Annotated in this window: 10 protein-coding genes; 4 read left to right on the top strand and 6 right to left on the bottom strand. The window is 72.5% G+C overall.

Going from position 1 to position 14,611, the window contains the following annotated elements:
* Positions 1–68 precede the first annotated feature (68 nt).
* Complete coding sequence (locus I003_RS0111795; protein ID WP_027771722.1) at positions 69–2,951, bottom strand: vitamin B12-dependent ribonucleotide reductase; 2,883 nt, start codon at positions 2,949–2,951, stop codon at positions 69–71.
* 149 nt (positions 2,952–3,100) lie between these two features.
* Positions 3,101–3,688: a transcriptional regulator NrdR gene (gene nrdR / locus I003_RS0111790; RefSeq protein WP_027771721.1), complete on the bottom strand. Its 588-nt coding sequence runs from the start codon at positions 3,686–3,688 to the stop codon at positions 3,101–3,103.
* Positions 3,689–4,189: 501 nt separating this feature from the next.
* Here nrdR and lexA point away from each other — a divergent pair.
* Positions 4,190–4,981, top strand: a complete 792-nt coding sequence (gene lexA, locus I003_RS0111785; RefSeq protein WP_027771720.1) for a transcriptional repressor LexA — start codon at positions 4,190–4,192, stop codon at positions 4,979–4,981.
* 345 nt (positions 4,982–5,326) lie between these two features.
* Here the strand turns inward: lexA and recX are convergent, their stop codons facing one another.
* From recX to I003_RS0111765, 4 genes are all read right to left on the bottom strand, one after another.
* Positions 5,327–6,010 (bottom strand): recombination regulator RecX, encoded by a 684-nt coding sequence (gene recX, locus I003_RS0111780; protein ID WP_027771719.1) that lies wholly within the window; start codon positions 6,008–6,010, stop codon positions 5,327–5,329.
* A 3-nt stretch (positions 6,011–6,013) separates the two neighbouring features.
* On the bottom strand, positions 6,014–7,150 hold the full coding sequence (gene recA, locus I003_RS0111775) for a recombinase RecA (protein ID WP_027771718.1): 1,137 nt from the start codon (positions 7,148–7,150) through the stop codon (positions 6,014–6,016).
* Positions 7,151–7,330: 180 nt separating this feature from the next.
* Entirely contained in the window at positions 7,331–8,332 is a 1,002-nt protein-coding gene (locus I003_RS0111770) for a TAXI family TRAP transporter solute-binding subunit (protein ID WP_027771717.1), read from the bottom strand.
* A 120-nt stretch (positions 8,333–8,452) separates the two neighbouring features.
* A complete protein-coding gene (locus I003_RS0111765) occupies positions 8,453–9,628 on the bottom strand; it encodes a hypothetical protein (protein WP_027771716.1) in 1,176 nt (391 codons plus the stop codon).
* 367 nt (positions 9,629–9,995) lie between these two features.
* Here I003_RS0111765 and I003_RS0111760 point away from each other — a divergent pair, with 367 nt between their 5' ends.
* Genes I003_RS0111760 through I003_RS0111750 form a run of 3 tightly spaced genes read left to right on the top strand, consistent with a single transcriptional unit; the run spans position 9,996 to position 14,586 of the window.
* Complete coding sequence (locus I003_RS0111760) at positions 9,996–11,951, top strand: IucA/IucC family protein (RefSeq protein ID WP_027771715.1); 1,956 nt, start codon at positions 9,996–9,998, stop codon at positions 11,949–11,951.
* 55 nt (positions 11,952–12,006) lie between these two features.
* On the top strand, positions 12,007–12,759 hold the full coding sequence (locus I003_RS0111755; protein ID WP_027771714.1) for a GNAT family N-acetyltransferase: 753 nt from the start codon (positions 12,007–12,009) through the stop codon (positions 12,757–12,759).
* 21 nt (positions 12,760–12,780) lie between these two features.
* Positions 12,781–14,586: an IucA/IucC family protein gene (locus tag I003_RS0111750; RefSeq protein WP_027771713.1), complete on the top strand. Its 1,806-nt coding sequence runs from the start codon at positions 12,781–12,783 to the stop codon at positions 14,584–14,586.
* The last annotated feature ends 25 nt before the right edge of the window (positions 14,587–14,611 follow it).

Raw genomic sequence — 14,611 nt, 5'->3', positions numbered from 1 at the left:
CCCTCCGGAACGTACGGTCAGCGCCGCGGGCACGTCACGCCGCGCTTCACGACGCGGACCCGCCCGTCTCAGCTACAGCCGCTGGTCGAACCGCAGCCCTCGCAGATGTAGCAGCTTCCCGCCCGCTGCATCTTCGTGCCGCACGAGAAGCACAGCGGCGCGTCCGCCTGGATGCCGAGCTGCATCTCCACCAGCTCCGCCGACGTGTGCGCCTCCCGCGGGGCGGGCTTGGCCTGCTCCAGCGTCACCGGCGGGGCCGGCGGGGACGCCGGCGCGCGGGGGGCGGACTGGGCCAGGCCCTCGACGTCCAGTTCCTCGTCCGTCGGCTCGTACGAACCGGTCTCCAAATGCCGTTCGCGCTCCTCCGCGGAGTGGATGCCCAGCGCCGAGCGGGTCTCGAAGGGCAGGAAGTCCAGCGCCAGACGGCGGAAGATGTAGTCGACGATCGACTGCGCCATCCGCACGTCCGGGTCGTCGGTCATGCCCGCCGGCTCGAAGCGCATGTTCGTGAACTTCGAGACGTACGTCTCCAGCGGCACCCCGTACTGCAGGCCCACAGAGACCGCGATCGAGAAGGCGTCCATCATGCCCGCGAGAGTCGATCCCTGCTTCGACATCTTCAAGAACACCTCGCCCAGCCCGTCGTCCGGGTAGGAGTTGGCGGTCATGTAGCCCTCGGCGCCGCCGACCGTGAAGGACGTGGTGATGCCCGGGCGCCCCTTGGGGAGGCGGCGGCGCACCGGGCGGTACTCGACGACCTTCTCCACGGCCTCGCGGATCGTCTCCTCCGCCTTGCCGGCGACCTTGTCGGCCTCCTTCCTCTTCGCCGACAGCGGCTGGCCGACCTTGCAGTTGTCACGGTAGATGGCGAGCGCCTTGAGCCCGAGCTTCCAGCCCTCGTAGTAGACCTCTTCGATCTCCTCGACCGTGGCCTTCTCCGGCATGTTGACGGTCTTGGAGATGGCGCCCGAGAGGAAGGGCTGCGTGGCGGCCATCATCCGGACGTGCCCCATCGGGGAGATGGCCCGGTCGCCCATGGCGCAGTCGAAGACCTCGTAGTGCTCCGGCCGCAGCCCGGGAGCGTCGATGACGCTGCCGTGCTCGGCGATGTGCGCCACGACCGCCTCGATCTGCTCCTCCTGGTACCCGAGCCGCTTCAGGGCCATCGGCACCGTCTGGTTGACGATCTGCATCGAGCCGCCGCCGACGAGCTTCTTGAACTTCACCAGCGCCAGGTCCGGCTCGATGCCCGTGGTGTCGCACGACATGGCCAGGCCGATGGTCCCCGTGGGTGCCAGCACCGACGCCTGGGCGTTGCGGTATCCGTGCTTGTCGCCGAGGCGGACCACGTCCTGCCACGCCTCGGTGGCGGCGGCCCAGACGGGCGTGTCCAGGTCGTCCATGCGCTTGGCCGCGCCGTTGGCGTCCGCGTGCTGCCGCATGACCCGCTTATGGGCGGTGGCGTTGCGGGCGTAGCCGTCGTACGCGCCGACGGCGGCGGCGAGCTGCGCGGAGCGCTTGTAGGCGGTGCCGGTCATCAGAGAGGTGATGGCGCCGGCGAGGGCGCGCCCGCCGTCGGAGTCGTAGGCGTGGCCCGTGGCCATGAGCAGGGCGCCGAGGTTGGCGTAGCCGATGCCGAGCTGGCGGAAGGCGCGGGTGTTCTCGCCGATCTTCGGGGTGGGGAAGTCGGCGAAGGAGATGGAGATGTCCATCGCCGTGATGACCAGTTCGACGACCTTGGCGAACCGCTCGACCTCGAAGCTCTGCCGGCCGTCGGCGTCCTGCCTGAGGAACTTCATCAGGTTCAGCGAGGCGAGGTTGCACGAAGTGTTGTCCAGGTGCATGTACTCGCTGCACGGGTTGGAGGCGGTGATACGGCCCGACTCCGGCGCGGTGTGCCAGTGGTTGATGGTGTCGTCGTACTGGATCCCGGGGTCGGCGCAGGCCCAGGCGGCCTCGGCCATCTGCCGGAACAGCTTCTTCGCGCCGATCTCCTCGATGACCTCGCCGGTCATCCGGGCGCGCAGGCCGAACTGCGCGTCGTTCTCGACGGCCTTCATGAAGTCGTCGGTGACGCGCACGGAGTTGTTGGCGTTCTGGTACTGCACGGAGGTGATGTCGTCACCGCCGAGGTCCATGTCGAAGCCCGCGTCACGCAGGGCGCGGATCTTCTCCTCCTCCTTGACCTTGGTCTCGATGAACGCCTCGATGTCGGGGTGGTCGACGTCGAGCACGACCATCTTCGCCGCGCGCCTGGTGGCGCCGCCGGACTTGATGGTGCCGGCGGAGGCGTCGGCGCCGCGCATGAAGGAGACGGGTCCGGAGGCGTTGCCGCCGGAGGAGAGCAGTTCCTTGCTGGAACGGATACGGGAGAGGTTGAGGCCGGCGCCGGAACCACCCTTGAAGATCATCCCCTCTTCCTTGTACCAGTCGAGGATCGACTCCATGGAGTCGTCGACGGAGAGGATGAAGCAGGCGCTGACCTGCTGGGGCTGTGGCGTGCCGACGTTGAACCACACCGGCGAGTTGAAGCTGAAGACCTGGTGCAGCAGGGCGTACGCCAGCTCGTGCTCGAAGATCTCGGCGTCCGCGGGCGAGGCGAAGTACCTGTGGTCCTCGCCGGCCTTGCGGTAGGTCTTCACGATCCGGTCGACGACCTGCTTGAGGCTGGTCTCCCGCTTGGGGGTGCCCACCGCACCGCGGAAGTACTTGCTCGTGACGATGTTGACGGCGTTCGCCTCCCAGAACTCGGGAAACTCCACGCCGCGCTGCTCGAAGTTGACCGAACCGTCGCGCCAGTTGGTCATGACGACGTCACGGCGCGCCCACTCCACCTCGTCGTACGGGTGAGTACCGGGGGTGGTGTGAATTCGCTCGATGCGCAGGCCCTTGTTCCCCTTGGCGCCGCCCTTGCGGGTGCTACGCGCCGGACCGCTCGTCGTCTCTGTCATGCCGCCTCCCTATACGGGCGTGAACGCCCTGATGTGCCCGCATCTTCCCGGGCACGCTTCCTGTTCTTGATCTGCTGTCCGCAGGCGGACGGCGCACTGCACCGGACGCCGGCCGGGTGTGTGGATGACGGGGTGGGCCGCGGTGGACGTCAGCCGGCCGCTCTGCCGGGTGAGGGGACTCCCGGGGCCTCGCCGCGGCCCGGACTGCGGCCGGGCGCGCCGGGGTCGCCCGGCGCGGGAGGTCGGGCCCGGTCGTCCTGTCCGTCCGGGTTGCCGCTGTCGGCGGGGGGCCTGTCCGCGGTCCGCAACTGCGTGATGGCGTCCTCGAAGTCCTCAAGGGAGTCGAAGGCACGGTAGACGGAGGCGAAGCGCAGGTAGGCGACGAGATCGAGCTCCTGCAGCGGGCCCAGTATGGCGAGCCCGACGTCGTGGCTGGAGACCTCGGCACTGCCGGTGGCCCGGATCGCCTCCTCGACCCGCTGGCCGAGCTGGGCCAGCGCGTCCTCGGTGACGGGGCGGCCCTGGCACGCCTTGCGGACGCCCGTGATCACCTTGGCGCGGCTGAAGGGCTCGGTGACCCCGCTGCGCTTGATGACCATCAGGGACGCGGTCTCCACCGTGGTGAAACGGCGCGAGCAGTCGGGGCACTGCCGGCGGCGGCGGATCGCTGCACCGTCGTCGGTGGTGCGGCTGTCGACGACCCGGCTGTCGGGGTGCCTGCAGAAGGGGCAGTGCATCGTTCCTTCACGCTCCCCTTCTCGCGCACGGCACTCGGTCCGGCGACCCCCCGCGGCCCGCCGGAGCAGACACCAAGCATATGGGATGCCCTTCCGGTGAGAGGAAGGGGGACCACAACTTGTGGGCTGCTGACACCCATCTAACCACTAGATCTGGGGTTTGGCTGCCATTGAGGGCGGAGAGAGTGTTGGCGTGCCCGGAGACCGGGCAGGCGTCCGGACGGGAGCCGCACGGAACACCGGCAGCCTACGTGAGCGCACGGACGGCGACGCCGCGGGGGCGAGGGTGACAACCTGGACGGCATCCCCCGTGGGAGACAAGGCGGCACGGGGCGGACGGCCGGCGGCGCACCGCGCCCGGCAAGCGCTTTACACCCAGTTGATGGATCACGGAAGTGAAACCGAAGTTTTTCACTCGAACGTGTGTTTGGCGCAACCTTTCGAAAGGAACTACCGTTGGTCCTACGAGAGAGAGAACCGTCTCGAGAGGGGCCCGCCGACGTGACCACTACCGCAGACACCGCAGCCATCGCCGCCCACGAACGGCCCCCGCAGGCAGCAGAGCCGCAGCTCACGCCGCCTTCCGGGGACGGCCGTGAGGGCGAGGCGCAGCCACCCAAGCGCTCCATGCCGGGACGCCCGCCGGGCATCAGGGCCGACAGTTCGGGCCTGACCGAGCGCCAGCGCCGGGTCATCGAGGTCATCCGCGACTCGGTGCAGCGCCGTGGCTACCCGCCGTCGATGCGCGAGATCGGCCAGGCCGTCGGCCTCTCGTCCACCTCGTCCGTCGCGCATCAGCTCATGGCGCTGGAGCGGAAGGGCTTCCTGCGCCGGGACCCGCACCGGCCGCGGGCGTACGAGGTGCGCGGCGCGGAGACGCCCTCCAGCCAGGCCGCCACCGACACCACGGGCAAGCCCGCCGCGTCGTACGTGCCGCTGGTCGGCCGGATCGCCGCCGGCGGCCCGATCCTCGCCGAGGAGTCGGTCGAGGACGTGTTCCCGCTGCCCCGGCAGCTCGTCGGAGACGGCGAGCTGTTCGTGCTGAAGGTCGTCGGTGACTCGATGATCGACGCGGCGATCTGCGACGGCGACTGGGTCGCGGTGCGCCGCCAGCCGGTCGCCGAGAACGGCGACATCGTCGCCGCGATGCTGGACGGCGAGGCCACGGTCAAGCGTTTCAAGCGCGAGGACGGCCACGTGTGGCTGCTCCCGCACAACGTGGCGTACCAGCCGATTCCCGGCGACGAGGCCACGATCCTCGGCAAGGTCGTCGCGGTCCTCCGCCGGGTCTGAGGCCCGGCACGCTCTATCTGGCCCGGGACCTGGCCCCGGGCCGCCGCCTTGGGCGGCGTGGAGTGTCGCGAACCGGCCGCGGCGGCGGCCGGACACGCGGGCACTGCGGAGGCACTGCCTCGCGTACGACACGGGTGCGCGGCGGGCACGGGCGGCGAGGACACCGCCCCCGGCCCGCGAAGGACCCGCGTCACTCCGGACCGTTCGACTCGCTGCCGGGCCAGGCATCCACGGCAGCGCAGAGCCCCTGCTTCGTCCGCCCGGCGTCGTGACGCCGGGAGGACTCAGGACGCGGGGGCCGTTTCCCGCTCCGCAGCGCGCCCCGGGCGCCGCAGCCCCTGCCGTTCAGTCCTCCAGCAGGTCTTCCATGTCCTCGCCCTCCGCCTTCAGCGCCTCGCGCACGACGCGGATCGCCAGCCCCTCCCCGTAGCCCCTGCGAGCCAGCATGCCCGCCAGGCGCCGGATGCGCTTCTCGCGGTCCAGTCCGCGGGTGGCGCGGAGCTTCCGGGCGACCAGCTCGCGGGCGGTCTCCTCCTCGGTGTCCGCATCGAGCCGGCTCACCGCCTCGTCGACCACCGGGGACGCCACGCCTCGGGTGCGCAGTTCGCGCGCGAGCGCGCGGCGGGCCAGACCCCGGCCATGGTGCCGGGACTCCACCCAGGCGCCGGCGAACGCCGCGTCGTCGATCAGCCCGGCCGCCTCAAGGCGGTCGAGCACGGCCTCCGACACCTCGGCGTCGACGTCCCGCTTCGCCAGCGCGTCCGCGAGCTGCCTGCGGGTGCGCGGCGCCCCGGTGAGCAGCCGCAGGCAGATCGACCGCGCCCGTTCCTCCGGGCTGAGCGACGTCTCCCGCGCCCGGCCCTCCGCACGGGTGTCTTCGGGCCCGGCCCGCTCGCCGTACGCCGGCCGACCGCGTCCGCCCCGCCGCCGGCGTCCGCCCCGCCGGGCGGCGCCGTCCTCCGGGTCGTCCCCGAACGGCGGACCGCCGTCGTCCGGGGGCGGGAGCGGCCAGTCGGTGCGCCGGACCACGGGTCAGCTCTTGGCCGCGGCCTTGGCCGCCTTCGCGGTCTTGGCCGGGGCCGGCACCGTCTTCTTCCCCGCCGGGGCGGCGCCGTCCACCGCGGCCGCGGAGGTGCCCGCGTCCGCGCCCGGCTCGCCCTCCGGGTTCTCCGACTTCGGGCCGATGCCCAGCTTCTCCTTGATCCGCCTCTCGATCTCGTTGGCCAGGTCGGGGTTGTCCTTCAGGAACGTCCGCGCGTTTTCCTTGCCCTGGCCGAGCTGGTCGCCCTCGTACGTGTACCAGGCGCCGGACTTGCGGATGAAGCCGTGCTCCACGCCCATGTCGATCAGACCGCCCTCGCGGCTGATGCCCTGCCCGTAGAGGATGTCGAACTCGGCCTGCTTGAAGGGGGGCGCGACCTTGTTCTTCACCACCTTCACGCGCGTGCGGTTGCCGACGGGCTCCGTGCCGTCCTTGAGCGTCTCGATACGCCGGATGTCCAGGCGCACCGAGGCGTAGAACTTCAGCGCCTTGCCGCCGGTGGTGGTCTCGGGCGAGCCGAACATCACGCCGATCTTCTCGCGAAGCTGGTTGATGAAGATCGCGGTGGTCTTCGACTGGTTCAGCGCGCTGGTGATCTTCCGCAGGGCCTGGCTCATCAGGCGGGCCTGCAGGCCGACGTGGGAGTCGCCCATCTCGCCCTCGATCTCCGCACGCGGGACGAGCGCCGCGACGGAGTCGATGACGATCAGGTCGAGCGCGCCGGAGCGGACGAGCATGTCCGCGATCTCCAGTGCCTGTTCGCCGTTGTCGGGCTGGGAGAGGATGAGGGAGTCGATGTCGACGCCGAGCTTCTTCGCATACTCCGGGTCGAGGGCGTGCTCCGCGTCGACGAACGCGACCGTGCCGCCGGCCCGCTGCGCGTTGGCCACCGCGTGCAGCGTCAGGGTCGTCTTGCCGGAGGACTCCGGGCCGTACACCTCCACCACGCGGCCACGCGGCAGACCGCCCACGCCGAGCGCCACGTCGAGCGCGGTCGACCCGGTGGGGATGATCTCCACGGGCTCGTTCGGCCGCTCGCCGAGGCGCATCACGGCACCCTTGCCGAATTGCCGTTCAATCTGGGCGAGTGCGGCGTCGAGCGCCTTCTCGCGGTCAGTCGCTGCCATGGGTTCCACCCGGGATGTCTGAGTCGATCGCTTCACGTCACTGACGCTAGCGCCTGCCACTGACAACGCGCCGCGCGTCGGCCCGGCCTGTGGAGAACCCGGCCACCCCCTCATGTGAACCTATGTTCGATTTCACTGTCAACCCGCGCCGGCGAATCGCGGACGGGTCCGGCGCGGCCTCTACGGCTTTTCCTCCCGGTAGTAGCGCACCGCGCCCTCGTGCAGCTCCAGCGGGTCGGTGAAGACCGCCGTGCGCAGGTCGACCCGCTGTGCCGCGTGGACCACGCGGCCTATCCGGTCCCGGTCCCGTATCACCGTGCTGGTCACGCTCTCGGTCAGCCGCGGATCCTCCCGGTCCGTGGTGACGAGCAGGTTCGCCACCGCGAGAGTCGGCACGGCGGTGTCGCGCTGGACGGTGGGATAGGCGTCGGGCGGCATCACCGCGGCGCGGTAGTAGCGGGCCAGCTCGCCCTGGGCGTGGAGGGCACCGAGGAGGTCGCCGAGCGGCACGAGTTCGATCTCGGTCTGCTGCGCCAGCCGCTCGACGGCCTCGGTGGGCAGGCCGCCGGACCAGAAGAAGGCGTCGATCTTCCGGTCGCGCAGCAGCTCCGGCATCGAGTTGAGGCCCTCGCGTACCGCCGTGACGTCCTCGTCGAAGTCGAGGCCGGCCGCCGACAGCAGCCGGCGGGTGATCAGTTGGACGCCGGAGCCGTCCTCGCCGACGCCGACCTTCAGGTCGCGCAGGTCGGCCGCGTGCCGTACGGGTGAGTCGCGCAGGACGACGAGCTGGACGTAGTCGTCGTAGAGCCGGGCCACCGCGCGCAGCCTCTGCCAGCCGGGCAGCCGGTCACGGCGGTAGGTGGCCACCGAGTCGGCGGTCGCGACGGCGAAGTCGGCCCGGCCCGTGGTGACCTTCCGCAGATTGTCGATGGAGCCCTGGCTGGTGTGCAGCCGGACGTCGAGGCCCGGCTCGTCCCGGGCGAGCCCTTCGCGCAGCAGCCGGCCGTACTCCGCGTAGACGCCGGAACGCACCCCCGTGGCGAAGATCACCTTCCCCTCGGGGCGGCCGTCGCCGCCGAGCGGCAGCAGCCACCACAGGAGCAGCCCGAGCGCGGCCGCCGTCGCCACGGCGGCCTGCAGTACGCGGCGCCTGCCGGGGCGACGCGGGACGAAGGGGACCACGCGGCGATCCTGCCAAACGGGGGCCCGGGACGGCCAGCGCGCCGGGCTCCCGGCGGGAGCCCGGCGCGCGGCGGGCACGGGTACGGCGGACGATGCGCGTCCGCCGTACGGAGCGGGCGGCTAGCCGCCGCTCACCTCGTTGAAGACCTTCTCGGCCTCCTTGTCCAGACGCGGCCCGGCCAGCCAGGTGGCCTGCAGCGGGCCGATGGAGGTGACGGACACGAGCTGTTCCTCGCCGTCGTTCGACGCGGTCCAGCCGCCGCCGGAGGCGCCGGCGGTCATGGTGCAGCCGATGCGGTACATCGTGGGCTGCGACGCCTGGATGGACAGCCGGCCCGGCGCGTCGGTGCAGGAGTACAGGCGCCCGCCGTCGTACGGCGCGGCCGCCGGGTAGCCGGTGGCGGTGAGGTCACCGACGTCCTTCACGGCCGGGGCGTCGAACCAGACGGGCACCGCGGCGCCGACCGTCTCCTCCAGGGACTGCCCGCCGCCGTCCTTCGGCTGCACCTTCATCACGGCGAAGTCGTACGGGGCGCCCACGCCGCCCACCGTCTTGCCCTGGGAGATCCACTCGTCGGTGGTACGCGCCTCCTCGGCCCAGAACGTGCCCTTGGGCGCGATGTCGGCCTCGGTCGCCTGCTCGGCCTCCAGCTCGGCGACGGTTTTCCCCTCGGGGTTGAAGGAGGGCACGAAGATGAGGTTGCGCCACCAGCCGCCGTCGGCGCCCTTGTGCACGCAGTGCCCCGCGGTGGCCACCAGGTTGGACTTGCCCGGGTTGGCCGGGTCGGCGACCACGGTGCCGGAGCAGACCATGGGGCCCTCGGGGGTGTCGAAGAAGATCTTCCCCGCGGCCGGGTGGGACTCATTGTACGGCGTGGCCAGCTCCTCGGCCTGCACGGGCTGCGGCTCCGGGTCGGTGACGCCCTGGTCCTCGGACACGTCGTCCTCGTCGACGCGGTTGGGCGGCTGCTCGGCCTCCCACATCCGGTCGGGGTCCCAGAGGTCCTCGATGATCGGGTTGATGAACTCGCGCGCGTCGCGCAGCCAGTCATCCTTGGCCCAGTTCTCCCAGCCGCCGTCCCTCCACTTGTCGAGGTCGAGGTCCTTCAGCGAGTCCGGGATGCCCTCGGGAAGCGTCAGCTCCTTCTCGGGCGCCTGCGATTCCTGCTGTTGCTGCTTGTCGTCGGCGCCGCTGTCGCCGTCCTCGCAGGCGCCGGCGGTCAGCGCCAGCGTCGCGGCGAGTGCCGTCGCGGCAAGCGCCTTCCCCGGTATACGACGTTTCCCGTTGGCGGGCATGGAATCGACTCCCCCAGTTTCTCTGCACAGGTGCCCCGGCGGGACACGAGGTCCCACTATGCCGGTGCCGTTGTGGACGGCCGCACCGGGCCCCGTGGTTCCACGGCGCCCAAGGATCTTCCCGACGGCCGTGTTCCTGCCGCGGGTTCGTCGTTGGTAGTGCGAGGGCCGCGGACCCGTATCCGGTGCGAGGGGGTGGGACTGTGCCCGTCGTTCGCGAAGCGGTCGTGCACGCGCGCGTCCGCCGTACGCGCCGCCCGCCCGGCACCGCCCGCCGGGGCGCCCGGTCCGTCCCCCTCCGTCCCCGCCCGTCCGTGCGGCCCGGGGGCGCTCCTTTCGCACGCGACCCATCCCGAGGTGCACGTCTGTGAACGCGAAGCCCGTCGGCGACGATCTCCCCGCCGGCGCCGTCCGGCCCCCGGTGCGCCGGCGGCCGGCCCGGCTCATCGAGCCCGCCGTGCCCCGCCAGTACCGGCGGGGCACCGTGGACGGCGGACAGCCCGAGCCCGACCCGCTGGAGCACCCGGACGCCGGGGTCGCCGCCGACGCGGCTGCCGCCGAGAACCTGCTGCGCTGCTGGGTGCGCGAACAGGGGGTGGCGGAGCCGGAGAACGGCACGCTGCGGCTGCTCCTTCCCGCCAGCGGGGCGTGCCTGCGGGTCCCGGTGCGGTACTGGTCGGCGGCCGGCTGGCACCGTTTCGGGCGGCCCGTGCTGCACGGCGCCCCGGAGGACGCGCCGCCGGTCGACGCCGTGACGCTGGCGTCGCTGCTGAGCCGGGAGGCCGTCTACGCCGCACGGGCCGCCGCGCCGGACACCCCCGGCACGCGCGCACGCACCGGGCCCGAGCCGTCCGGCGGCTGCGCCGACCTCGCCGGCCGCGTCGCCGACTCCGTACGCCACACAGCCGTGTTCCTCTCCGCCCGCCGCGCCGGGTCCCCGCCCGCGACCGGGGATCCGTTCCTGACCGGCGAGCAGTCCCTGCTCCTCGGCCACCCCCTGCACCCGACGCCCAAGAGCCGCGAAGGGCTGTCGGAGGCAGAGGTCCGGCGCTACTCCCCGGAGCTGCGCGGCAGTTTCCCGCTGCACTGGCTGGCCGTCCACGACAGCGTCCTCGCCGGCGACTCGGCATGGACCGAGCGCGGCAAGGGCCTACCCGTGCGCGAACTGGCCGCCCGGCTGGCGGGCCCCGGGCTGGCGGTGCCGCCCGGCTGCACGCCGCTGCCGGTGCACCCGTGGCAGGCCCGCGAGATCCGCGAACGCCCCGCCGCCGCCGCGCTGTTCGACGCCGGCCTGCTGCGCGACCTGGGCCCGCACGGCGACCCCTGGCACCCGACCGCGTCGGTGAGGACGCTGTACCACCCGGGGGCGCCCGCCATGCTGAAGCTCTCCCTGGGCGTACGCATCACCAACTCCCGGCGGGAGAACCTCCGCAAGGAGCTGCACCGCGGCACCGAGGTGCACCGTCTGCTGCGCTCCGGCCTCGGCAGGGAGTGGCAGGCGTCCGTCCCCGGCGGCTTCCCCGGCGCGCCCGGCTTCGACGTCGTACGGGATCCGGCGTGGCTGGCCGTCGACAGCGCGGCCGGCGAGCCCGTCGCGGGTCTGGACGCGGTCGTACGGCACCAGCCGTTCGCGGCGCAGGACGACGCGGTGTGCGTCGCCGCGCTGACCTCCCCGGTGCCGCGGTCGCCGGGAGGCGCGATGCGCTCGCGTCTGCAGGATGTCGTCGAGCAGTTGGCGGACCGCACGGGGCAGGGGACGGCGGCGGTGGCCGCGGAGTGGTTCCTGCGCTACCTGGAGGTGGTCGTACGGCCCGTGATGTGGCTGGACTCCGAGGCGGGCGTGGCTCTCGAAGCGCACCAGCAGAACGTCGTGCTGCTCCTCGACGCCGAGGGCTGGCCCGCCGGCGGCCGGTACCGGGACAACCAGGGGTACTACTTCCGCGCATCCCGCCGCGCGGAGCTGGAGCGCCGGCTGCCGGGCCTGGGCACCGCCAGCGACACGTTCGTCCCGGACGACGTGACCGACGAGCGCTTCACGTACTACGTGGGCGTCAACAACGTCCTCGGCCTGGTCGGCGCCTTCGGCGCCGCGGGCCTGGTCGACGAGCGTGTGCTGCTCGCCGCGTTCCGTCGCTTCCTGGAGCCGTTCGCCGCGGGCGGCCCCGGCCGGGGCCGCTGCGCGCTGGCCGAACGGCTGCTGAGCGGCGGGACGCTGCGCTGCAAGGCCAACCTGCTGACCCGGGTGCACGGGCTGGACGAGCTGGTCGGCCCGGTGGACACGCAGTCCGTCTACGTCACCGTTCCCAATCCGCTGATCTCCTGACCGCCCCTCGCCCCGTTCCGTACGACGAGAAGACGAGAAGACGAGAAGAGGTCCCGTGCCGCCCGATCCCCCGGCCCCCACCAGGGCCCCGGAGCCGCTCCCCGACGACACCATCGACTTCGGCGCCGGCCTGGGCCGGCTCCTCAAGGACGCCGCCCGGTCCCCCGCCCCTTACGACATCTCTTGCTGGGCGCCCGCCGAGACCCCGGCCGGTCCGTTCCGCCTGGAGCCCCTCGACCCGGCCGAGCCCGCACGTGATCTGACACTCCTGCACCGCTGGATGAACGATCCTTCCGTGGCCGCCTTCTGGAAGCTCGCCGGTCCGGTGGAGGTCACCGCGCGGCATGTGCGCGCACAGCTCGAAGCCGGGCACAGTGTGCCCTGCTTCGGTGTGCTGGACGGTGTGCGGATGAGCTACTGGGAGGTCTACCGCGCCGACCGGGACCCCCTCGCCGGGTACTACCGCGCGCGCTCGTGCGACACGGGTGTCCATCTGCTGCTGGGCGGTGGCGCCGACCGCGGCCGGGGGGTGGGCTCTCTGCTGATCCGCACCGTCAGCGACCTCGTGTTCGACAACTGTGGGTCCTGCGGGCGCGTGCTCGCGGAGCCGGACGTGCACAACGTGCCGTCGGTCGCCGCCTTTCTGAACGCCGGTTTCCACTTCCTGGAGGAGCTGGACCTGCCCGACAAGCGGGCGGCGCTGATGGTGCGGGAGCGCCCGCCGGGCGACGGCGGCGGCGCCGCGCCCCCGCCGCCCCCGAGCCCGCCCGTGACCCCGCCGAAGCCGCCGCGGCCCCGCCTGCCGTAGGACGGAGAGGAGCCGACGCCCTTGTCCGACGCCGCGCACACCACCCGCAGAACCGCATGGGATCTGGCCGCCCGCCGGCTGCTCGCCAAGATGCTGGGCGAGTTCGCCTACGAGGGCATAGTCACCCCGGAGCCCGACCCGGAACCCGGATCCGGGCCCCGTCCCGGCCCCGCGAATGACCGCGGGCGCCCCTACCGCCTCCCCGTCACCGACGACGTGACCTACCGTTTCACCGCCCGCCGGGGCCCGTACGGCCACTGGCGCGTCGACCCCGCCTCCCTGACCCCCGACGGCGACCCGCTGCGCTTCCTCGCCCGCGCCCACGACGGGCTCCTGCGGCTGGCGGGCGACACCACCGGTCACCTGATCCGCGAGCTGACCGCCACCCTCGCCGCCGACGTCCGCCTCGCCCGCGGAGCCCCGTCCGCCGCCCGCCTCGCCGACCTCGGCTACGCCGAGCTGGAGGGCCACCAGACCGGCCATCCGTGGCTGGTGGCCAACAAGGGGCGCATCGGTTTCTCGGCCGCCGACGCCGCCGCCTACGCCCCGGAGGCACGCGTCCCACGGCGGCTGCCGTGGCTGGCGGTCCACCGCTCGCTCGCCGAGTACCGTGGCGTGCCCGGCCTCGCCGGCCCCGAGGAGCTGTACGCGCAGGAACTGGGCGGCGCCACGCGCGCGGTGTTCGCCGACGCGGTCGCCGCGGCCGGCCGGGACCCGGACGGGTATCTGTGGCTGCCCGTGCACCCGTGGCAGTGGGACGAGACCGTCGCCACGCTCTACGCGCCGCAGGTCGCCGCCGGGCTGGTGATCCCGCTGCCGGAGGACGGGGGACCGGCCGACATGTGGCTGCCGCAGCAGTCGGTACGCACGTTCCTCAACCTCAGCCGCCCGCGGGCGCGTTCGGTCAAGCTTCCGCTCTCCGTGCTCAACACGCTGGTCTGGCGCGGACTGCCCACCGAGCGCACCCTCGCGGCGCCCGCCGTCACGCGCTGGGTGCACGGCCTGCGGGACGCGGACCCGTTCCTGGCCGAGGAGACGCGCGTCGTGCTGCTGGGCGAGACGGCGAGCGTGACGGTGCGCCATCCGCTCTACGACTCCCTGCCGGGTGTCCCGTACCAGTACCGCGAGCTGCTGGGCTGCATCTGGCGGGAGCCCATCGGCCCGCTGCTGGACCCCGGGGAGCGGGCCAGGACGCTGGCGGCCCTGCTGTGGAGCGACACCGACGGGCGCTCGCTGACGGCCGAGCTGGTACGCCGCTCGGGGCTCGCGCCCCGGGCGTGGCTGGCGCGGCTCTTCGCCGCCCTGCTGCCGCCTCTGCTGCACTTCCTGTACCGCTACGGCACCGTCTTCTCCCCGCACGGCGAGAACGCCGTGGTGGTCTTCGACGACGCGGACGTGCCGGTGCGGCTGGCGCTGAAGGACTTCGTCGACGACGTCAACGTCAGCTCCAAGCCGCTGCCCGAGCACGCCGGGATGCCGGGCGAAGTGCGCCGCACGCTGCTGACCGAACCTCCGGAGTTCCTGCCCCAGTTCATCCATTCGGGCCTGTTCGTCGGCGTCTTCCGCTATCTGGCTCCCCTGTGCGCGGACGAACTGGGCATGCCGGAGGCGGAGTTCTTCGGTCTGGTACGGGACGAGATCCTGCGCTACCAGCGGCGGTTCCCGGAGCTGGCCGAGCGCTTCGTGCTCTTCGACCTGCTGGTGCCGCGTATCGACCGGCTCTGCCTCAACCGCAACCGGCTCTACCTCGACGGGTACCGCGACCGGGCCCGGCGCCCGCACGCCGCCGTCGACGGCACCGTGCCCAACCCCCTTCACCCGACGTGACGGCCGTCACTGTCAGTGGCGCCCC

The organism is Streptomyces sp. CNQ329, assembly GCF_000482585.1.
Note: the sequence above shows the minus strand (reverse complement) of the source record. Positions and strands in the feature narration are given on the sequence as shown.